Origin of the sequence: Actinomycetospora chlora, assembly GCF_039542135.1 — a bacterium.
Lineage (GTDB): Bacteria > Actinomycetota > Actinomycetes > Mycobacteriales > Pseudonocardiaceae > Actinomycetospora > Actinomycetospora chlora.
In genome coordinates this window covers 1-20,662 of sequence record NZ_BAABHO010000081.1, presented here as the reverse complement: position 1 = coordinate 20,662, position 20,662 = coordinate 1, and the positions used below count along the sequence as shown (strand labels likewise).

Annotated in this window: 16 protein-coding genes and 2 pseudogenes; 9 read left to right on the top strand and 9 right to left on the bottom strand. The window is 73.3% G+C overall.

Annotated elements, in window-relative coordinates:
* The 4 genes and pseudogenes from ABD994_RS29525 to ABD994_RS29510 form a co-directional block, all read right to left on the bottom strand.
* Positions 1–670 (bottom strand): annotated as a pseudogene (locus tag ABD994_RS29525) (hypothetical protein); the annotation flags it as partial.
* A gap of 178 nt (positions 671–848) precedes the next feature.
* Positions 849–1,130 carry a hypothetical protein gene (locus ABD994_RS29520; protein WP_345424633.1) on the bottom strand — a complete coding sequence of 94 codons (282 nt, stop codon included), beginning with the start codon at positions 1,128–1,130 and terminating at the stop codon, positions 849–851.
* The gene (locus ABD994_RS29515; protein WP_345424641.1) at positions 1,127–1,384 is read right to left on the bottom strand and encodes a DUF397 domain-containing protein; all 258 of its coding nucleotides are present in this window, start codon (positions 1,382–1,384) and stop codon (positions 1,127–1,129) included. Before ABD994_RS29515 ends, ABD994_RS29520 begins: the two co-directional genes overlap by 4 nt.
* Before the next feature lie 122 nt (positions 1,385–1,506).
* Positions 1,507–2,391, bottom strand: a complete 885-nt coding sequence (locus ABD994_RS29510; RefSeq protein WP_345424636.1) for a helix-turn-helix domain-containing protein — start codon at positions 2,389–2,391, stop codon at positions 1,507–1,509.
* 171 nt (positions 2,392–2,562) lie between these two features.
* Between ABD994_RS29510 and ABD994_RS29505 the strand changes: the two genes are divergently transcribed.
* A complete protein-coding gene (locus ABD994_RS29505) occupies positions 2,563–3,402 on the top strand; it encodes an SAM-dependent methyltransferase (protein WP_345424629.1) in 840 nt (279 codons plus the stop codon).
* A 31-nt stretch (positions 3,403–3,433) separates the two neighbouring features.
* Positions 3,434–3,964: a class I SAM-dependent methyltransferase gene (locus ABD994_RS29500; protein WP_345424625.1), complete on the top strand. Its 531-nt coding sequence runs from the start codon at positions 3,434–3,436 to the stop codon at positions 3,962–3,964.
* Here ABD994_RS29500 and ABD994_RS29495 read toward each other — a convergent pair.
* Complete coding sequence (locus tag ABD994_RS29495; RefSeq protein WP_345424622.1) at positions 3,942–5,012, bottom strand: FAD-dependent monooxygenase; 1,071 nt, start codon at positions 5,010–5,012, stop codon at positions 3,942–3,944. The genes ABD994_RS29500 and ABD994_RS29495 overlap by 23 nt on opposite strands.
* A gap of 151 nt (positions 5,013–5,163) precedes the next feature.
* Between ABD994_RS29495 and ABD994_RS29490 the strand changes: the two genes are divergently transcribed.
* From ABD994_RS29490 to ABD994_RS29475, 4 genes are all read left to right on the top strand, one after another.
* Complete coding sequence (locus tag ABD994_RS29490; protein ID WP_345424619.1) at positions 5,164–6,660, top strand: aldehyde dehydrogenase family protein; 1,497 nt, start codon at positions 5,164–5,166, stop codon at positions 6,658–6,660.
* Complete coding sequence (locus ABD994_RS29485) at positions 6,657–8,216, top strand: APC family permease (RefSeq protein ID WP_345424616.1); 1,560 nt, start codon at positions 6,657–6,659, stop codon at positions 8,214–8,216. The genes ABD994_RS29490 and ABD994_RS29485 overlap by 4 nt, the downstream gene beginning before the upstream one ends.
* Complete coding sequence (locus tag ABD994_RS29480) at positions 8,216–9,802, top strand: GMC family oxidoreductase (RefSeq protein WP_345424613.1); 1,587 nt, start codon at positions 8,216–8,218, stop codon at positions 9,800–9,802. Before ABD994_RS29485 ends, ABD994_RS29480 begins: the two co-directional genes overlap by 1 nt.
* A 184-nt stretch (positions 9,803–9,986) precedes the next feature.
* Positions 9,987–11,657: a DHA2 family efflux MFS transporter permease subunit gene (locus ABD994_RS29475; protein ID WP_345424610.1), complete on the top strand. Its 1,671-nt coding sequence runs from the start codon at positions 9,987–9,989 to the stop codon at positions 11,655–11,657.
* Positions 11,658–11,664: 7 nt separating this feature from the next.
* Here ABD994_RS29475 and ABD994_RS29470 read toward each other — a convergent pair whose 3' ends face one another.
* A complete protein-coding gene (locus ABD994_RS29470) occupies positions 11,665–12,408 on the bottom strand; it encodes an HlyD family secretion protein (protein WP_345424606.1) in 744 nt (247 codons plus the stop codon).
* A complete protein-coding gene (locus ABD994_RS29465; RefSeq protein WP_345424603.1) occupies positions 12,405–13,955 on the bottom strand; it encodes an efflux RND transporter periplasmic adaptor subunit in 1,551 nt (516 codons plus the stop codon). Before ABD994_RS29465 ends, ABD994_RS29470 begins: the two co-directional genes overlap by 4 nt.
* 176 nt (positions 13,956–14,131) lie before the next feature.
* Here ABD994_RS29465 and ABD994_RS29460 point away from each other — a divergent pair, with 176 nt between their 5' ends.
* A complete protein-coding gene (locus tag ABD994_RS29460) occupies positions 14,132–14,803 on the top strand; it encodes an HAD family hydrolase (RefSeq protein WP_345424599.1) in 672 nt (223 codons plus the stop codon).
* A 52-nt stretch (positions 14,804–14,855) separates the two neighbouring features.
* Here the strand turns inward: ABD994_RS29460 and ABD994_RS29455 are convergent, their stop codons facing one another.
* Positions 14,856–15,869, bottom strand: a complete 1,014-nt coding sequence (locus tag ABD994_RS29455; RefSeq protein WP_345424590.1) for a class I fructose-bisphosphate aldolase — start codon at positions 15,867–15,869, stop codon at positions 14,856–14,858.
* Positions 15,870–15,967: 98 nt separating this feature from the next.
* Here ABD994_RS29455 and ABD994_RS29450 point away from each other — a divergent pair, with 98 nt between their 5' ends.
* Entirely contained in the window at positions 15,968–16,786 is an 819-nt protein-coding gene (locus tag ABD994_RS29450) for a siderophore-interacting protein (protein WP_345424587.1), read from the top strand.
* A 72-nt stretch (positions 16,787–16,858) separates the two neighbouring features.
* On the opposite strand, the gene ABD994_RS29445 is transcribed toward ABD994_RS29450, so the two are convergent.
* Positions 16,859–19,678 carry an aconitate hydratase gene (locus ABD994_RS29445; protein WP_345424584.1) on the bottom strand — a complete coding sequence of 940 codons (2,820 nt, stop codon included), beginning with the start codon at positions 19,676–19,678 and terminating at the stop codon, positions 16,859–16,861.
* A gap of 363 nt (positions 19,679–20,041) precedes the next feature.
* On the opposite strand from ABD994_RS29445, the pseudogene ABD994_RS29440 reads away from it, so the two are divergent.
* Positions 20,042–20,662, top strand: a pseudogene (locus ABD994_RS29440) (hypothetical protein); the annotation flags it as partial.

Below are 20,662 nucleotides of genomic sequence, written 5' to 3'. Positions count from 1 at the left end.
GCGCGGGCAGGGCGACCGGCGTGGCGACGGGGGCCGCCGCCGGGGTGGCTGCCGGCGACGTTGCCGGCGTCCGCGCCGGCGTGCCGGCCGCCGCGGGGCTCGTGGGGTGGGGGCGGACCGGCGCGCTGGTCGACCGGTTCGTCGGGGGCGGTGCCGCGGACGGCGCCGGTGCCGTCGCGGAGGTCGGGGGAGCGGCCGGGGCGGACGACGTCGCCGCCGGGAGTGCGGGCGTGCGTCCCCCCGCGAGCGCGGCCAGCCGGCGCCGCGCGAGCGCGAGGTTGCCCTGGTCACGCCGGACGCAGAGGTACACCCACGCCCCGGGCGCCGACGGGTCGTGCAGGGCGCGCAGCAGGTGGTGGGCGACGTCGGAGGTGACGATGAGGTCGTCGAGGGCGAGCTCCCGGTCGGCCGCGACGCCCCCGGCGCGCCGGCCCCAGGTGAGCACGGCCGCGGCGGCGCCGGTGTCGGCGCCGATCTCGGCGAGGACGTGGTCGCCCGAGAGGTCGACGACGCGGGCGTGCGTGACGCCGGGGAGGTCGCGCAGCGGCTCGAGCAGCCCGAGGAGCGCGGGCCGGTCCGACCGGGACGGCGTCGCGAGGGTCGCCGGGACCCCCGCCGTGGCCCCCGCCGGTGCTGCGGGAGCCGCCGTGCCCGTGGCCGCCTGGATCACGAAACCCTCTCGCTCGTCTCTCGTGGAGGTCACGAGAGTAGGAGAGTGATATACGGAGAGCAATTGGCCGTTCGGCGTAAGTTACCTGTCCGGGGTACGCGGCCATTCGTCCGAACGCAGATTGATCACTCTACGTCGATCGGGTCGTCGCGAGGGCCGTGCGGGTGACGACGACCGCTCAGGCCGACGCGCGCGGCACGAACCGCGCCCAGAGCCCACCCGCGCGGCGGTCGCCCGGTCGCGACGGGGGCAGCGGCTCACCGGCCGCGGCGGCGCAGACCGTGCAACGGCTGGCCGGCGGCGACGCCAGCGAGCCGGCCCAGACGGTGGCGCGACAGAGCGCCTCGTAGCGCCCGTCGCCGCCCTGGGCCGCGACGAACGCCGCGTCGGACACGGCGTGGTCCGTGCCGTCGACGGCGCACGTCAGCCACATCGTGCGCGAGCAGGACGGGCGCCTCACGACGCACACCCCGGTCGCTCGTCGACACCCAAGAGGTCGTCGTACGCGCCGCCCTTGATGTCGGCGACGAACGCGGTCATCTCCGCGACGGAGAACACGAGCGCCGGGCCCTCGGGGAACCGCGAGTTGCGCACCGCGACCCTCCGCGAGCCCGCGGGGGCGAGCTCGACACAGTTGCCCTGCTTGCCCGAGCGGCCGCTCTTGCGCCACGTGACGTCGGGCAGGGCGACCTGTGCGTTCGGCACCTGTCCCATGGCGTCCGCCCCGATCATCTGCACGTGCATCCGGTTGGTGCACGAACCCTAGCAAGCGCCGAGACCGGCTGCACGTGCACACGCCCCGTGCGCCGGGACTCCACCCGACCGCTGCGCGGGGACTACGGAGCGCGTCGCTCCGCGGCCAGCTTGGTGAGGTACTGGCGCGTCTCGTCCGGCGTCAGGGCGTCGACCGCGACGCGGTCCATCACCCGGCTGTAAGCCTCGACCTCCGGGCGCTTGTCCAGGTAGACCGCGGCGGTCAGGTGCTCCTGGTAGACGAGGTCGGGCAGCTCGGGCTCGGCGAAGCGCAGGATCGAGAACGTGCTCTCCGCGGCGTAGCCACTGAGCGTGAACGGCAGCACCTGCACGACGACGTTCGGCAGCGCCGAGAGCTCCAGGAGCCGCTCGATCTGGCCGGCGAGGACCGACGGTCCGCCGATCGGCCGGTAGAGCACCGCCTCGTCGACGATGGCCCACACCGTCGGCGCGTCGCGGCGCCCCAGCATCTGCTGGCGGCGCATGCGCACGGCCAGCCGGCGCTCGTCGTCGGCGCTCGCGCGCTCCGGGTGGCCCGAGGTGATGATCGCGCGGGCGTAGTCCTCGGTCTGCAGCAGGCCGGGCACGAACAGCAGCTCGTAGGTCTGGATGCGCGAGGCGCTCATCTCCAGGCCGACGTAGTCCTCGAACCAGTCCGGGAGCACGTCGCCGTAGGGCTGCCACCAGCCCGGCTCGTTGCTGCGCCGGGTCATGTCGAGCAGCAGTTCGCGCTCGTCCTCGGCGGTGATGCCGTACATCGTCAGCAGGTCGGCGACGTCGCGCTCCTTGAAGCCGACCTTGCCGGCCTCGAGGCGGCTCATCTTCGAGTCGGAGCCGCGGATCGACCACGCGGCGTCGGACCGGGCGACGCCGGCGCGCTCCCGCAACCGCCGCAGCTGAGCCCCCAGGATGATCCGGCGGGCGGTCGGCCCGGCGCCCTCGGGCTCCTGTTGCTCCCGTTCGGCCACGCTGGTGCGCTCCCCGATGTCGACGACGGCCACGTCCTGGCCCCTCGCGAGCCCGTGACGTTACACCGCGGGACCGAACGTGTCCGTCGTTCGACCCGTCGGAAGGCGCGGGCGTATACCCTCCTAGGGTGATCGACCGTCCGTGACGTCACTCTCTCCGATGGGTTGCCGATGACCGCTGCGCACTCCTCGTCCCGTTCGGGGTCCGCTCCCGCCTTCATCGACACGTCGAAGGCGAGCATCGCGCGCGTCTACGACACGGCCCTCGGAGGGAAGGACAACTACCCGGCCGACCGCGAGGTCGTCGACAAGCTTCGCCAGGTCGCCCCGGAGATCGGTCAGTTCACCGTCGACCACCGCGCGTTCCTGGTGCGGGCGGTCCGCTTCCTCGCGGGCCAGGCCGGCATCGACCAGTTCCTCGACTGTGGGTCGGGCCTGCCGACGGCCGAGAACACGCACCAGGCGGCCCAGCGCCTGAACCCCGAGGCCCGTGTCGTCTACGTCGACAACGACCCGACGGTGGTGGCCCACGGGCGCGCGCTGCTCGAGGAGAACGACCGCACGTTCTTCTCCCCGGGCGACCTGACCCAGCCGCGCGAGGTGCTCGACGACCCCGTGGTGACGCGCAACCTCGACTTCACGCGCCCGCTCGCGCTGCTGCAGCTCGGCACGCTGCACCACTACGACGAGTCGGGGCTGACCTGCGCCGAGATCATGCAGCAGTACATCGACGCCCTGCCCTCGGGCAGCTACGTCGCGTTGAGCCACTTCCTCGATCCGGAGGACGAGGACAGCGTGGTCGCGCGGCGCATGGAGGACGTCTTCCTGCACAGCCCGCTGGGCACCGGGCGCTTCCGCACGCGGGAGCAGATCCTCGCGATGATGCCGGGGCTGGAGCTCGTCGACCCGGGCCTCGAGCTGTGCGTGAAGTGGTGGCCGGACGGCCCGCAGCTCGCCCCGCTGCTGCCCGCGCAGCGGTGCATCGCCGGCGTGGTGGGCCGCAAGCCCTGAGCCGGGAGACGTAGCGCAGCGGAGCTCGACCGTGGGGAAGGCCGACCGGGAGCGGTGGGACGCCCGCTACGCCGGGCTCGGCCCGGGGGAGCCGGGGCCGCCGGACGCCCTGCTCGGCCGCGAGGACCTGCTGCCGGCGGCGGGCCGCGCCCTCGACGTGGCCTGCGGGCGGGGGACGGTCGCGGTCTGGCTCGCCCGGCGCGGCCTCGAGGTGGACGCGGTCGACGTCTCGCCGGTCGCCCTCGATGTCGGACGCGCGCTGGCCGGCGACAGCCCCGTGCGCTGGATCGCCGCGGACCTCGACGCCGGCCTGCCCGTGACCGGCCCCTACGACGTCGTCGTCTGCCAGCGCTTCCGCGACCCGGCGCTCTACCCGGCGCTCGCGGGGCTCCTCGCGCCCGGCGGCCTGCTGGTGGTGGAGGTGCTGTCGGCGGTGGGTGACGCCGGCGGTCCCTTCCGGGCGGAGCCCGGCGAGCTGCTCGCGGCGTTCGGGCACCTCGACGTCGTGCACCAGGCCGAGGGCCGGGGGCGCGCGAGCGTCATCGCGGTGGCGCCCAGCTGAGCACTCCGTCGAGCCCGCGCACCGTGACCGCGGTGGGCACGAGGCGCCCGACGCCGTCGCGGACCGCGGTGGGCACGCGGCCGGGCATCCCGGCGACCAGGCCGGCGAGCCGCGACATCCGGGTCAGCCGCGCGGTGCGGGGCACGCGGAGGCGGTCGTAGCGGGCGAGGTCGTCGGCGCAGGCCCCGAGGACGGCCGCGTCCTCCAGCGCCAGGCACGCGCCCTGGCCCAGGTTCGGCGTCATCGCGTGGGCGGCGTCGCCGAGCAGCGCCACCCGGCCGGCGACGAACGTCCGCAGGGGTGGCAGCCACCGCAGCTCGGTGACCAGCGCCGACGCCGGGTCGACCCGCTCGAGCAGGGCGGGGATCGGCGCGTGCCAGCCCGCGAGGCGGCGGCGCAGGGCGTCGAGGTCGGACGCCGCGGCCTCGCCGGCGGGCACCACGGCCCACAGGTGCACCCGCCCGTCGCCGTGCGGCGCGAGCCCGGCGTACGCCCCGACGCCCCAGGTCTCGCCGCCGGCCCGCGGCGGGTCGTCGACGGGGGCGGTGAGCCGCCAGGCGACCGTGCCCGTCGAACGCGGTCGCGCATCCGGCGCGACGAGCCGGCGCACCGCGGATCCGATCCCGTCGGCGCCGACGACGAGGTCGTGGTCCGCCGCCCCCGGGTCCTCGACGGCCACTCCCGTCCGCACCGTGCCGTCGGGCAGGGCACCGGCGAGCGTCCGGAGCAGGGCGGAGCGGGCGAGCACGAGGATGCCGTCGCCGTGGCGGCGGGCGAGGGCGGCGTTGTCGGTGCGGGCGAGCCAGTGGCCGTGTCGGTCGCGGATGCCGCCGGCCTCGTGGGCGTGACCCACGGCCCGCACGTCGTCACCGACGCCGAGGGCGTCGAGGGCGCGCAGGGCGTTGGGCCACAACGAGATGCCGGCGCCCTCGTCCCACGGCTCGTCGCGCCGTTCGCGGACCTCGACGTCCCACCCCGCCCCGCGCAGCGCGACCGCCGCGGCGAGCCCGCCGATCCCCGCCCCGACCACCAGCGCGCGCCGTGCCACCCGCCCGTCTACCCCGTTCGGCGCTGGCTGATCCGGCCACTGCGACGTGTGTGGCCGCTGTCAAGGCATGGTGCCGACGGCGCGCCAGGGTCGATACTCGACCGGGCTCTACACAGGGCCGACCGGGTGATGGAGGAAGGGGACACCGCGCGTGGCGGACCTGTACATCGACGGAGCGTGGACCTCGGCGGTCGAGGGCGGCCGGCGGGAGATCCGCTCCCCGGCCGACGGGACCCTGGTCGCGGAGGTCGACGAAGCCTCGGCGAAGGACACCGAGCTCGCCATCGCCGCGGCCCGCCGCGCGTTCGACGACGCCCGCTGGTCGTCGGTGCCGCCGCCCGAACGCGGCGCCCTGCTGCTGCGGGTCGCCGACCTGCTGCAGCGCGACCGCGACCGCCTCGCCCGTGCCGAGACCGCAGACACCGGCAAGCGCGTCGCCGAGTCCGAGATCGACATGGACGACATCACGAACTGCTTCCGGTGGTTCGGTCAGCTCACGGCCACCGACGACGGGCGCCTGGTCGAGACCGGCGTCCCGACGGCACGCAGCAAGGTCGTGCACGAGCCCGTGGGCGTCTGCGGGCTCATCACCCCCTGGAACTACCCGCTGCTGCAGACCGCGTGGAAGGTCGCGCCGGCACTCGGGGCCGGCTGCACGTTCGTGCTCAAGCCCAGCGAGCTGACCCCGCACACCGCGATCATCCTCATGGAGCTGCTGGCCGAGGCCGGGGTTCCCGACGGCGTCGCCAACCTGGTACTGGGGGCCGGGGCGTCCGCGGGCGCGCCGCTCTCGACCGACCCGCGCGTGGACATGGTCAGCTTCACCGGGGGCCTGGTCACCGGCCGGAAGATCATGGAGGCGGCGGCCCCCACCGTGAAGAAGGTCGCCCTCGAGCTCGGCGGCAAGAACCCGTTCGTGCTCTTCGCCGACGCCGACCACGAGACGGCCGTCGACAACGCGCTCACGGCGATCTTCCTGCACTCCGGGCAGGTGTGCTCGGCCGGCGCGCGGCTCGTGGTCGAGGAGTCCGCGCACGACCGGATCGTCGACGACCTCGTGGAGCGGGCGAAGCGCATCCGCCTGGGCGGCCCCGACGACCCGGACACCGAGACCGGCCCGCTGATCTCCGCGGCGCACCGCGAGAAGGTCGAGCGCTACGTCGCGGCCGGCATCGCCGAGGGCGCGGTGCTGCGCTGCGGGGGCGAGCGCCCGACCGACCCGGCGCTGCAGGACGGGTACTTCTACCCGCCGACGATCCTCGACCGCTGCACCCAGGACATGTCCGTCGTGCACGACGAGAGCTTCGGCCCGGTGCTCACCGTCGAGACGTTCACCGACCTCGACGACGCCGTCCGCATCGCCAACGACACCGAGTACGGCCTGGCCGGGGCGGTCTTCTCGTCCGACCACGGCACGTGCGAGGAGGTCGCGGCCCGCCTGCGCCACGGCACGATCTGGATCAACGACTTCGGCCCGTACGTGCCGGCCGCCGAGTGGGGCGGCTTCGGCCACTCCGGTGTCGGCCGGGAGCTCGGGCGCGCCGGCCTCGCCGAGTACCAGGAGGCCAAGCACATCTGGACCAACACCCGGCCGGGTCCGACCGGGTGGTTCCCCTCATCGGCTTCCACACCAGGGAGTGGTTCGTGAGCGAGAGTCACGAGAAGACCCACAAGCAGGCCAGCGCCACCGACGCCGAGGACATCGACGAGTTCGGCTACAAGCCGAGCCTCGTCCGCTCGCTCGGCAGCTTCCACACCTTCGCCGCGGGCATCAGCTACATCTCGATCCTCACCGGCACGTTCCAGCTGTTCTACCTCGGGCTCGCCAGCGGCGGCCCGTCGTACTGGTGGTCGTGGCCGCTGGTGTTCGTCGGCCAGCTGATGGTCGCCCTCTGCTTCTGCGAGCTGGCCGCCCGCTACCCGGTGGCCGGGTCGATCTACAACTGGAGCAAGCGGCTGTCGCACCACGGCGTGTCGTGGCTCGCCGGCTGGACGATGCTCACCGCGTCGATCGTCTCGATCGCGGCCGTCGCCCTGGCGCTGCAGGCGACGCTGCCCGAGATCTGGTCGGGGTTCCAGTTCATCCCCGAGGACACCACCAACGCCGAGGCCCTCAACGGCGTCATCCTCGCCGCGATCCTCATCGTGTTCACGACCCTGATCAACGCCTTCGGCACCAAGCTCATGGCGCAGATCAACTCGACCGGCGTGTTCATCGAGCTCATCGCCGCGGTGCTGCTGATCATCCTGCTGGCGATCAACATCGTGCGCGGGCCGCAGGTCGTGCTCTCCAGCGGCGGGATCGACACGAGCGGCCGGCCGCTCGGCTACGCGGGCGCCTTCCTCGTGGCCATGTTCGCGTCCCTCTACGTCATGTACGGGTTCGACACCGCGAGCTCGCTCGCCGAGGAGTCGCACGACCCGCGGCGCAACGCCCCCAAGGCGATCCTGCGGGCGCTGTTCTTCTCGTTCCTGCTCGGCGGGCTCATCCTGCTCTTCGCGCTCATGTCGGCGCCCGACCTCTCCGACCCCGCGTTCAGCCAGCTCGGCGGCCTGCAGGCCCTGGTCCTCGCGGTGCTCGGCCCGTACGGGGGCACCGTCATCCTCATCGCGGTCGCGGTGGCCGTCGTGGTCTGCGCCCTGGCCGTGCACGCCGCGGCGATCCGCCTCGCCTTCGCCATGAGCCGGGACAACAACCTGCCGGCCGGCACGAAGCTGTGCACGATCAGCCCGCGGTTCGGCACGCCGGTGGTGTCGTCGGTGACGATCGGGATCATCGCCATCGTCCTGCTGCTGGTCACCTTCAGCCCGCAGATCTACACGGTGGTCACGTCGATCGCGATCATCATGATCTACACCGCGTACCTGCTGGTCACGGTGCCGATGCTGGTGCAGCGCCTGCGCGGCACGTGGCAGCCGCGGCCCGACGGATTCTCGCTGGGGCGCTGGGGCCTGCCGGTGAACGTCCTCGCGATCATCTGGGGCGGGGTGATGGCCGTGAACCTCGCCTGGCCGCGCAACGAGATCTACAACGCCAGCGAGCCGTTCCACTGGTACCTCCAGTGGGGCGGGGTGCTGCTGCCCGGGATCATCCTCGGCGCCGGCTTCGCCTACTACTGGACCGTGCAGCGCCACAAGACCGGCGTCGTGGCCGAGCACGCCCGCGTCGACGTCCCCACCGAGAAGCCCGTCCAGGAGGCGTGATGAGCGGACCACGGAACGGACGCGAGTTCGACTACGTCGTCGTCGGCGGCGGCACCGCCGGCTCGGCGGTCGCCGCGCGGCTCTCGGAGGACCCGGACGTCTCGGTGCTGCTCGTCGAGGCGGGCCCGTCGGACGTCGGGGACCCGGCGATCCTCAACCTCTGGCGCTGGATGGAGCTCCTGGAGTCCGGCTACGACTGGGACTACCCCATCGAGCCGCAGGAGTTCGGCAACTCCTACATGCGCCACGCGCGGGCCAAGGTGCTCGGCGGCTGCTCGTCGCACAACTCGGCGATCGCCTTCTGGGCGCCACGGGAGAACCTCGACGACTGGGCGGCCTACGGCGCCACGGGGTGGTCGGCCGACGAGTGCTACCCCTTCTACCGCAAGCTCGAGACCGCACTGGACGGCGCGGAGTTCGCCGAGCCGCCGGGACGCGGCACGGACGGCCCGGTGACCATCCGCTCCATCGCGCCGAAGGACCCCTGCGGCCGGGCGCTGCTCGAGGCCTGCGAGCAGGTGGGGCTGCCGACCACGCCGTTCAACACCGGGCGGACGGTGCTGCGCGGGGCCAACTGGTTCCAGGTCAACGCCAACCCCGACGGCACCCGCAGCTCGGCGTCGGCGGCCTACCTGCACCCGGTGATGGCGCAGCGGGCGAACCTCGAGGTGTGGACCGGCTACCGCGCCGAGTACCTGACCTTCGACGACTCCGGCCCGCGGCCGCGCGCCACCGGCGTCGCCCTGCGCACGCCGGACACGCGCTGGACGATCGAGGTCACCGCTCGCCGCGAGACGGTGCTGTCGGCCGGCGCGATCGACGGGCCCAAGCTGCTCATGCTCTCGGGCATCGGGCCGGCCGAACACCTGCGCTCGGTGGGCGTCGAGGTGCGCGTCGACGCGCCCGGGGTGGGGGAGAACCTCCAGGACCACCCGGAGGGCCTCGTCCAGTGGGAGGCCCTGCAGCCGATGCCGAGCGAGTCGGTGCAGTGGTGGGAGATCGGCATCTTCGCCGGCGCCGAGGGCCGGACGACGCCGGACCTGATGTTCCACTACGGGTCGGTGCCGTTCGACCTCAACCTCGTGCGCTGGGGCTACCCGAGCAGCGACAACACGTTCTGCCTCACGCCCAACGTCACCGGGGCGCAGTCACAGGGCACCGTGCGTCTGCGCACGCGCGACTTCCGCGACAAGCCCGCGGTCGACCCGCGCTACTTCACCCACGAGCACGACCGCGAGGTCATGATCCGTGGCGTGCGCGTGGCGCGGGAGATCGCGGCGGCGCCGGCGCTGAAGGACTGGGTGGGCAAGGAGCAGGCCCCCGGCGACGCGGCGCAGACGGATGAGGAGATCTTCGACTACATCGCGAAGACCCACAACACCGTCTACCACCCGTCGTGCACGGTGAAGATGGGCCCGGAGTCCGACCCGATGGCGCCGGTGGACCCCCAGCTGCGCCTGCGCGGCGTCGACGGGCTGCGGGTCGCGGACGGGTCGATCATGCCGGACCTGATCACCGTCAACCCGTGCATCACGACGATGATGATCGGCGAGCGCTGCGCCGACTTCATCAAGAACCCGCGCTGACGTCCCTCGCGGACCTCTGATCCGGGGTTACTGGCTCGTATCGCTCGCTGAGCGAGCGATACGAGCCAGTAACCCTCCTTCGGGGGCGATGACCGTCACCGTGGGTTCCGGGTGAAGCGCGGCTCAGTGAGTCGTAGCCTCGCGGGATGATCGGGCGCACACGCCTCGCCGGCCGGAGGATCCCGTGACGGCGAGGCCCGAGACCGACGCGGCCCCGAGGACCGCTCCGGACGAGCCGGCGCACGTCGCGAACGGCGCGACCGTCACGTCACCCCGGCCCGCCGCGCCCGCACCCGTCGAGGAGCCGCCCGCCCCGGGCGTCGCCGCGGGGACCGCGACCGCCACCCCGGCGCCCACCGGCACGACCAACTGGGTCGTGGCCCTGATGGTGCTCGTCGCCGGGATGTTCATGTCGGTGCTCGACATCAGCATCGTCAACGTCGCCATCCCGGTGATGCAGAACGACTTCGGGGTCACCACCGAGGACATCTCGTGGATCTCGACGGCCTACTCGCTCGCCGAGGGCGTCATCGTCCCGGCCAGCGCGTGGCTGGGGCTGCGCATGGGACTGGGGCGGGCCTACATCGTCGCGATGATCGGCTTCGCCGTCGGGTCCGTGCTGTGCGGCCTCGCGTGGGACCTCAACTCGATGATCGCGTTCCGCATCCTCCAGGCGATCCCGGGCGGCGTGATCCCCGTCGTCGCGCTGACGATGCTGTACAAGATCGTGCCCAAGGACCGGCTCGGCGCCGCGATGGGCATGTACGGCCTCGGCATCATCTTCGCGCCGGCGATCGGCCCGACGCTCGGCGGCTACCTCGTCGAGTACGTCGACTGGCGCCTCATCTTCTTCATCAACGTCCCGATCGGCGTCGTGGGGACGATCGCGGCGATGATCTACCTGCCGAACTTCGGCGGCGGCAAGCGCGAGCGGTTCGACCTGCCCGGGTTCCTCACCATCGCCTCGGGCCTGTTCGCGCTGCTGCTCGGCCTGCACGAGGGCGAGGACTGGGGCTGGACGTCGTACCCGGTCATGATCCTGCTGACCTACGGCGTGCTCGCGCTGGCGACGTTCGTCGTCATCGAGCTCGAGGTCGAGAAACCCCTGCTCAACGTGCGGGTGTTCGCGACGTGGGCGTTCACCAACTCGCTGATCCTCATCGCGGTGATCTCGGCCGGCCTCTTCGGCGTGCTCTTCTACATCCCGCAGTCGCTGCAGATCAACCAGGGGCTCGGGGCGTTCGAGACGGGCCTGCTGCTGCTCCCGCAGGCCCTCGTGATGGCCGTGATCATGCCGCTGGCCGGGCAGATCTACGACCGCATCGGCGCTCGCTGGCCCGCGGTGATCGGGCTCGTCATCGTCGCCTGGGGCACGTACCTGCTGCGCGACCTGACCATCGACACCCCGCACTCCGAGCTCGCCTGGATCCTCGCGTTCCGCGCGGCGGGCATCGGGCTCGCGATGATGCCGATCATGACGGGCGGCCTGTCGTCGCTGCCGCCGAGCCGCGTCGACGGCGCGAGCGCGTTCAACACCGTCATCCAGCGCTCGTCCTCGGCGATCGGCCTGGCCGCCATGACCGCGCTCATGACCGCCCAGCAGTCCCAGGGCTACGCCGACCGGGCGGGGATGATGCCGACGGACACGGCCGGGTCGGCGACGACGTCGGGCAGCACCTCGTCGATGCTGGGGGAGTACGTGCAGCAGTCGCAGCTGCAGTCCCAGGTCTTCGACACGTCGTTCGGCGACCTCATGCTCGTCACCACGGCGCTCACCGCGGGCGCGGTGCTCCTGGCGCTGCTGCTGCCCAGCGGCAGGCCGGCCCCGAGCGAGGGCCCGCGCATCATGGAGTGACCGGGCGTCAGCCCGACCGGTGGATGTCGACCTCGACGTTCATGCCCGGGATCAGCTCGAGGCCCTGCAGGTCGTCGATCCCGATCTTCACCGGGATGACCTGGGTGACCTTCTGGAAGTTCCCCGAGCTGTTCGACTGCGGCAGCGGCGAGAACACCCCCGCCGCACCGCCCTGGACCTCCCGGACCGAGCCGGTGAACGTCCGGCCGCCGTAAGCGTCGACGGTGAAGTCGACGACCTGGCCCACGCGCACGTCGTTGATGTCGGTCTCGTCGATGCGCGCGGTGACGTAGACGTCGCCGGGGTCGTAGGCGATCGCGAGCTGCTGTCCCGCGGTCACGTACGCGCCCTCGGTGGTGTCGTCCGTGGCCACCGTCCCCGCCGCGGGCGCGCGGATCGGCCGCTGGGGCCGCACGTAGCCGCCGTCGATCTCGACGCGGCCCACCACCTGCTCGGCGTGCAGCACGGCGCCCTGGGTGCCGGTCCAGCCCACGAGGGTGCCGCTGGTGGGCGCCACGATCGGTATCTGGGTGCCGTCGATCTGGGCGTTGTCGGTGGAGACGTACTGGCGGGCGTCCAGGAGGTAGCTCAGCGTGAAGCCGGCGGCCGCGAGCAGCGCGATGACCAGGATGACGATCAGCGCGACGCGGGTGCGCCGGCTCAGGCCGCGGCGCCCCCCACCCTCCCCGGTCCCGTCCTCCGCCGGCTGCTCGGTGGCGACGGGGCCGGTGTCGTCCGCGCCGGCGCTCACCGGCGCGCGGTCAGCAGCACCTGCTGACCCTCCGTCAGACCGCTGCGGACCTCGGTGCGGTCCGCGCCGACGAGGCCGGGCACGAACGGCGTCGGGACCTGCTGCCCGTCGGGCCGCACGACGACCACCGACGTCCGGTCGCCCTGCCGGATCACCGCCGAGTTGGGGACGCTGACCGCGTTCGTGCCCTGGCCGGTGATCACCGACGTCTGCGCCGTCTGGCCGTCCTTGAGTCGCGGATCGGGGCGGGCGACGGCGACCGTCACGTAGTAGTTGATGACGTTCGCGATGTCGGTCGAGGCCGGGGCCACGGCCAGCACGGTGCCGTCCAGGGTCACGTCCGGCAGTGCGTCGAGGGTGACGTGGGCCGGCATGCCGGGCTGCAGCGGGGCGGCGTCCATCTCCTGGAACGGCGCCACCACCGAGAAGCCCGAGGTGCTCTGCAGCAGGAGGAACTGGGTCCCGCCCGGCCGGCCCGGGGAGGCGCCCATCGAGGCCGCGGCGGCGCCCGCCCCGGCGGCGGCGCCCGACGCCGCGCCCGGGATCGCGGCCTCGCCGCCCGGGGCCAGCGGCGTGGTGCCCGAGCTCGGCTGCGTGAACTCGCCGACCGCGCCGTTGAGCGCCGTGACGACCCCGTCGACCGGCGCCGTCAGCGTCGTGTTGGCGAGCCCGCGCTCGGCGTTCTCCACGCCGATCCGCGCGTTGTCGACCTGCGCCTGTGCCTGGTCGAGCTGGCTCGGCCGCGCGGCCCGCGCGGCGTCGAGCTGGTTCTGGACCTGGACGACGCCGTTGCGCGCCTGCTCCACCTGGACCCGGCCGGCGGCCTCGTCGAGCTGGCGCTTGCTGCGCGCCTGCGCGACCTGGGCGTCGGCCTGCGCGGCGCCCTGCTGGGCCATGGCCGCCTGGCTCTGGTCGCCGGGCAGGAGGATGCATGCCGTGTTGGTCTGTTGCTGACTGGGCAGCAGCATCCTCGGTGGGCCGTAGGAGCTCGCCCCGCCATTCGCCGCGCAGGCGGCTTGGTCCTGGGCGAACCGTGCATCCGCCTGGTCCGAAGCACGATGTGCCTGAGCCGCCGCCGCCTCTGCCTGGTGGATCCCCGCGTCGTCCTGCTCCAGGGTCGTGTCGACCTGGTCCTGCGTCGCCCGCAGGATCCGCCGGGCCGAGGCGACGGAGTTGCCCGCGCCGTCGACGGCGGTGTTGTCGAGGGCCTGCTGGTAGGCGGCCTCCTGGCCCTCGAGGGCGGTCTGTGCCTGGTCGAGCTGCTGGCGGGCCGCGAAGTCGTCGATCTTGGCCAGGACCTGGCCTGCGCGGACCTGGTCGCCGACGGTGACGTCGACCTCGGTCAGCTGCCCGCCCTGCGGGAAGCCGAGGTTGTTGGTGGCCGTGGCGGCGACCGACCCCTGGGCCGACACGCCGGTCTCGACCGCCGCCCGTGACACCGCCACCGTCCGCGGGGGTGGGGCCTCGGCACCGCCGCACCCGCTGGTCACGAGCGCGGCCGCGACCAGGGCCAGCAGCCCGAGCGCCCGGGGGGAGCGGAAGATCATGCCGAGGCCAACGACCCCCGAGCGGCTGAGTGACGATTCACCAGTAGTCCGAGCGGCCTTCATCACACGGTCGAACGGACCAACAACAGACGCCCTTTCGTCGTAACGTTCCGTGTGGCCAGCGTGAGGGCGGGTCGGCGCATGCCGGACGGGCCGGGCAGGGCACCCCCGGCCCCATGACCGACACCCAGGGCACGGTGATCCTCGACGTCGACGGGACGCTCGTGGACACGAACTACCACCACGCGATCGCGTGGTACCGCGCGTTCCGCCGCTACGGCGTCACGGTGCCCGTCTGGAACATCCACCGCGCGATCGGCATGGGCGGGGACCAGCTGGTCGGCGCGGTCGCCGGCGACGACGTCGAGCGCGAGCACGGCGACGACATCCGCGCGGCGTGGACCGAGCAGGCCGACGCGATGCTCGACGAGTTCAGCGCGCTGCCGGGCGCCCACGCGCTGCTGCAGGCCATCCGGGACGCCGGCTTCGGGCTGGTCATGGCCAGCTCGGGCAAGCCGCACCACGTAGAGCGCTACGCGGAGCTCATCGACGCCGGCGACCTCCCGCAGGCGTGGGTCAGCTCCGGGGACGTCGAGCAGACCAAGCCGGCGCCGGACCTGCTGGCTGTCGCGATGGAGCGCGTCGGGGCGGAGCGGGCCGTGGTCGTCGGCGACTCGGTGTGGGACTGCCGCGCCGCCGAGCGTCTCGGCCTGCCCTCGGTGGCCGTGCGCACCGGCGGCTTCTCGAACGAGGAGCTGCGCGAGGCGGGGGCGACGTCGGTCTACGAGTCGGTCGACGAGCTGACCAAGGACGTGCACTCCCTCGACCCGCGCCCGCGCAGGGACTGAGCGAGGGGCACCCTCGCTCGATCCACCCGAGCGAGGGTGCCCCTCGCTCGGTTCAGGAGGCCGCGCGCTCGGCGTCGGCGGTCCACTCGCCGCGGACGGCCGCCCCGGTGAGGCGCAGGCGCTCGCCGAACGCCTCCTGGGCGGCCGCGACGTTCTTCTCGACGCCGGCCCACACTGACATCGGGCGGCCCTGCAGCGCGCGGGCGTAGGAGAAGCTCACCGTCCAGGGCTGCGGGCCGCGGCGGGCGATGGCGTCGAGGTTGGCGTTGGCCTGCGCGTCGTCCTGCCCGCCGGAGAGGAACACGACGCCGGGCACGGCGGCCGGGATCGTGCGGTGCAGCACCTCGAGGGTCCGGTCGGCCACCTCGTCGGGGCCGGCCTGGTCGCCGCCGGCGTAGCCGGAGACGACCATGTTGGTCTTCACCAGCACGCCCTCGAGCAGCACGCGCTGGCGGCGCAACGCCTCGACGGTCGCGGCCAGGACCTCCTCGGTGACGGCGGCGGAGCGGTCGATGCCGTGGTCGCCGTCCATGATCGACTCTGGCTCGACGATCGGCACCAGCCCCGCCTCCTGGGCCAGCGCGGCGTAGCGGGCCTGGCCGGCGGCGTTGAGCTCGATCGCGGTGCCCGTCGGGAGGGCCTCGGACACATTGATCACCGAGCGCCACTTGGCGAACCGCAGCCCCAGCTCCGCGTACTCGGCGAAACGCTCGCGCAGCCCGTCGAGGCCCTCGGTGACCTTCTCGCCCGGGAACCCGGCGAGGTCCTTCGCGCCCGCGTCGACCTTGATGCCGGGCACGATCCCGCGCCGGCGCAGGAGCTCCACCATGCCGGTGCCGTCGAGGGCGTCCTGGCGGACGGTCTCGTCGTAGAGGATCACCCCGCCCAGGCGCTCCTCGGCCCCGGCGGTGGTGAACAGCAGGTCGCGGAAGCGGCGCCGGTTCTCCTCGGTGGACTCGACCCCGACGGCCTCGAGCCGCTTGGTGATCGTCCCGGTGCTCTCGTCGGCGGCGAGGATCCCCTTGCCGTCGGCGAGGATCTCGCGGGCGGTGTCCTGCAGCGTCATGGTTCTCCTTCCCTCGGCGAGGGGGTTGACCGGGACGGCCCGGGCCATGCCTCGGGTTAGGGTGCCCTCACTTCGCCCCCGACCGAGCAGGAGCCCGCGTGACGACGACGTCGACCCGCCCGGAGGTGCGCCTGCGGCGCGCGGTCGCCCGGGCCGTGGCCCGGCCCACCCCGCGCGTGGTGCGGGTGACCGTGGCCGGCCCGGAGCTCGCCGACCTGCCCGCCGTCGCCCCCGACGGCTACCTCAAGCTCTTCCTCCCGCGCCCCGGCGAGCCCGCGCCGCAGGTGCCGGAGATCGAGGACGGCGACGTCACCGGCTGGTTCCACCGCTACCTCGCGATGCCCGACGACGTCCGCCCGCCGATGCGCACGTTCACCCTGCGCCGCCGGCGGGACGACCCGGTGGAGCTCGACGTGGACTTCGTGGTCCACGACGAGGGTCCGGCGCGCGACTGGGCGATGGGCGCGACGCCCGGCGCGCGGCTCGCGTTCACCGGCCCCTACGGGCTCTACGCCCCCTGCGAGCACCACGACGCGGTGCTGCTGGCCGGCGACGAGACCGCGGTGCCGGCCATCGGCGCGATCGTCGAGTCCCTGCCGCCGGGGCGGGGGGCGACGGTCGTCGCGAGCGTCCGGGACGTCACCGAGCAGCAGGTCTGGGCGACCGACGGCGACGTGGACGTGTACTGGACGGCGCCCGGGACCCTCGCCGAGCGCCTCGCCGCCCTGACCCTCCCCGGCGCCCGGCCCTACGTCTGGCTGGCGGGCGAGGCGTCGGAGGTCACAGCGATGCGCCGGCACGTCGTGCGCGAGCGCGGCGTCGACAAGCGCGACGTGTGCTTCACCGGCTACTGGCGTCGGGGCCGCACCGAGGAGCAGGAGGTCCGCGCCGCGATGGAGGGCGCCGCCGCCCCCTGAGAACAGCGAACGCGCCGTTCGCTGCGCTAGAAGCAGCGAACGGCGCGTTCGTTCCGGAAGGGTCGGGCTCGCTCAGCCCAACATCTTGCGCAGCACGTACGGCAGGATGCCGCCGTTGCGGTAGTACGCCGCCTCGCCCGGGGTGTCGATGCGCAGTCGCGCGTCGAACTCGATCGCGTCGCCGGACTCCGGCGTCGCGGTGACGTGGACGGTGTCGGGCACGTCGCCGTCGTTCAGCGCCGTCACGCCCGAGATCGCGAACGTCTCGGTGCCCGTCAGGCCCAGCGAGTCCGCGTTCTGCCCCTCCGGGAACTGCAGGGGCAGCACGCCCATCCCGACGAGGTTGGAGCGGTGGATGCGCTCGTAGGACTCGGCGATGACGGCGCGCACGCCGAGCAGCGTCGTGCCCTTGGCCGCCCAGTCGCGCGAGGACCCGGAGCCGTACTCCTTGCCCGCCAGCACGACGAGCGGGGTGCCGGCCTCGGCGTAGTTCATGGCCGCGTCGTAGACGTAGGCCTGGTCGCCGCCCTGGCTGTAGTCGGCCGTCCAGCCGCCCTGGGGCAGCTCGCCCCCGTCGCCGGTGGGCAGCAGGTTCCGCAGCCGGATGTTGGCGAAGGTGCCGCGGATCATCACCTCGTGGTTGCCGCGGCGCGAGCCGTAGGAGTTGAAGTCCTTGCGCTCGACGCCGTGCTCCTTGAGGTACTGCCCGGCGGGCGACTCCTCCTTGATGGCACCGGCGGGGGAGATGTGGTCGGTGGTCACCGAGTCACCGAGCTTGAGCAGCACGCGGGCACCGTCGATGTCGGTGACCTCGGACGGCTCCCGCGACATCCCCTCGAAGTACGGGGGCTTGCGGACGTAGGTCGACTCCTCGTCCCACGTGAACGTCTCGCCCTCGGGCGTGGGCAGCGACGTCCAGCGCTCGTCGCCCGCGAACACCTCGCCGTAGCGGGAGGTGAACTGCTCGGGGGACAGCGAGGAGGCGATGACCTCCTGGATCTCCTGCGGCGAGGGCCAGATGTCCTCGAGCGTCACCGGGTTGCCCTCGGTGTCGTACCCCAGGGGCTCAGTGGCGAGGTCGAGGTCCATCGTGCCGGCCAGCGCGTAGGCCACCACGAGCGGCGGGCTGGCCAGGTAGTTCATCTTGACGTCGGGGTTGATGCGGCCCTCGAAGTTGCGGTTGCCCGAGAGCACCGCGGTGACCGCGAGGTCCTCGTCGTTGACGGCCTTTGAGATCTCCTCGGGCAGCGGGCCCGAGTTGCCGATGCAGGTGGTGCAGCCGTAGCCGACGAGGTTGAACCCGAGCTTCTCGAGGTAGGGCAGCAGCCCCGAGCGCTCGTAGTAGTCCATGACGACCTTCGAGCCCGGGGCCAGCGAGGTCTTCACCCACGGCCGCCGCTCGAGGCCCTTTTCGACGGCGTTGCGGGCCAGCAGGGCCGCGCCGACCATCACCGAGGGGTTCGACGTGTTGGTGCACGACGTGATCGCCGCGATCGTCACCGCGCCGTGGTCGAGCTCGAGCTCGGTGCCGTCGGACAGCGTCACCGGCACGGGGTGCGAGGCGCGCCCGCCCGGGTCGACCGGCTGCTTGTGCACCGACGGCTTGTCGTCGTCGCCGTTCGGGTGCTCGGCGGGCGGGTCGGAGGCCGGGAACGACTCGCTGTCGGACTCCTCGGACTGGCTGTGCGGCTGCTCGTCGTCGGAGACGTAGTCGGGCAGCGCGGAGCGGAACGACTCCTTGGCCGCGTCCAGGCGGATGCGGTCCTGCGGACGCTTCGGGCCGGCGATCGAGGGGACGACCGTCGAGAGGTCCAGCGAGAGCGTCTCGGAGTAGTCGGCCTCGGCCGTCGGGTCGTGCCAGAGGCCCTGCTCCTTGCAGTAGGCCTCGACGAGGGCGACCTGGTCGTCGTCGCGGCCGGTGAAGCGCAGGTACTCGAGCGTCTCGTCGTCGATCGGGAAGATCGCGCAGGTGGAGCCGAACTCCGGGCTCATGTTGCCGATCGTGGCGCGGTTGGCCAGCGGCACCGCGCCGACGCCCTCGCCGTAGAACTCGACGAACTTCCCGACGACGCCGTGCTCGCGCAGCATCTCGGTGATCGTCAGGACCAGGTCGGTGGCCGTCGCGCCTGCGGGCAGCTCGCCCGAGAGCTGGAAGCCGACGACCTTGGGGATGAGCATCGAGACGGGCTGGCCGAGCATGGCCGCCTCGGCCTCGATGCCGCCGACGCCCCACCCCAGCACGCCGAGGCCGTTGACCATCGTGGTGTGCGAGTCGGTGCCGACGAGGGTGTCCGGGTAGGCCTGACCGTTCCGGGTCATCACGACGCGCGCCAGGTGCTCGATGTTGACCTGGTGGACGATGCCGGTGCCCGGCGGGACGACCTTGAACTCGTTGAACGCGGTCTGGCCCCAGCGCAGGAACTTGTAGCGCTCCTCGTTGCGCTGGTACTCCAGCTCCACGTTGCGCTCGAACGCGTCCGGGGTGCCGAACAGGTCGGCCACCACCGAGTGGTCGATGACGAGCTCGGCGGGCGCGAGCGGGTTGACGCTCGTGGCGTCACCCCCGAGCTCGGTGACCGCCTCGCGCATCGTCGCGAGGTCCACGATGCAGGGGACGCCGGTGAAGTCCTGCATCACCACGCGGCCCGGGACGTACTGGATCTCGGTGTCGGGCTCCGCGTTCGGGTCCCACTCGGCGAGCGCGCGGATGGACTCCTCGGTGGTGACGAGCCCGTCCTCGGTGCGCAGGAGGTTCTCCAGCAGCACCTTCAGGCTGAACGGCAGACGCTGCGAGCCCTCGACCGCCGACAGGCGGAAGATCTCGTAGGACTGCCCGCCGACCTCGAGGGTCCCCTTCGCACCGAAGGAGTCGGCGGATTGGTCTGAGCTCACGGACGGGTTCCTCCTCAGTTCCTCGCCGCGGCGCGTGGTGATCGTCCGCGGCCCGGGGTCGCTGCGGTCGGGGTGGTGGCTCCGCCGGGGCGGCTGGTGCCGCCCGGCGCGGAGGGTCGACGCCCGACCCGGGGGTCGGGCGGGAGTCTCGCGCACCCCGGCGGACGCCGCACTCCCGCCCCGTCCAGCCTACGGCGGCCGTTCCCGCAGCGTGGGGCGCCGCGACGGCCGCGGACCGTGATCGACCCACCCGGGCGGGCGATTCCCGCCACACCACCGCGTGTCGGACCGCGGCGGCCGGGACCGGCGCCGTCACGCTCCTCCGAGCCCGACACCCGGTGTCCCCGGCGGGAGGAGGACGGCGTGCGCACGCCCGCGACCGTGCGCGGCGTGATCGCCGTGGTGGTGACGGCGGTGATGGTGCCGCTGCTGCTCGCCCCCGTCCCCGCGGTCGCCGGCCCCGGCCCCACCCCGACCCCGCCGGTCGCCCCCGGCACGGACCGCGCCGACGAGGCCGGGTCGCTCGTCGCCCGGATCGCCACCGCCCGGGCCGACCTCGACCGCCTCACCGCCGACCTTGTCGAGCGCCAGGAGCTGGCCAACCGGGCCCTCGCCGACGAGACCGCCGCCCGCACGCGCGCCGACGCCGCCCGCCGGGCCGCGGAGCAGAGCCGCCACGGTGCCGACGTCGCCGCCGCCGCGGCCGACCGGGCCCGCGCCGACGTCGACGCCTGGATCGCGGCCTGGTTCCAGCAGGCCGACGTCCTGGGGCCGGTGTCGGTGCTGTCGGGCTCGACCGGGCCGGTCGACGTCGCCGAGCGCGCCGACCTGCGCGACACCGTCGCCGCCGACCCGGCCGCGGCCCTCGACGGCGCCGAGCGCACGCGCATCGAGGCCGCCAACGCCGACTCCCGGGCCCGCGCCGACCGCAACCAGGCCGACGTCGCCGCCGCGGCGGCCGTGGCGGCCCGCACGGCCGCCGAC

What these genes read in the sequence shown, in the direction of transcription:
- ABD994_RS29460 (WP_345424599.1), top strand. Translation starts at nt 14,132, where the DNA reads ATGACCGACACCCAGGGCACGGTGATCCTCGACGTCGACGGGACGCTC.
- ABD994_RS29505 (WP_345424629.1), top strand. Translation starts at nt 2,563, where the DNA reads ATGACCGCTGCGCACTCCTCGTCCCGTTCGGGGTCCGCTCCCGCCTTC.
- ABD994_RS29515 (WP_345424641.1), bottom strand. Translation starts at nt 1,384, where the DNA reads ATGGGACAGGTGCCGAACGCACAGGTCGCCCTGCCCGACGTCACGTGG.
- ABD994_RS29465 (WP_345424603.1), bottom strand. Translation starts at nt 13,955, where the DNA reads ATGATCTTCCGCTCCCCCCGGGCGCTCGGGCTGCTGGCCCTGGTCGCG.
- ABD994_RS29480 (WP_345424613.1), top strand. Translation starts at nt 8,216, where the DNA reads ATGAGCGGACCACGGAACGGACGCGAGTTCGACTACGTCGTCGTCGGC.
- ABD994_RS29455 (WP_345424590.1), bottom strand. Translation starts at nt 15,869, where the DNA reads ATGACGCTGCAGGACACCGCCCGCGAGATCCTCGCCGACGGCAAGGGG.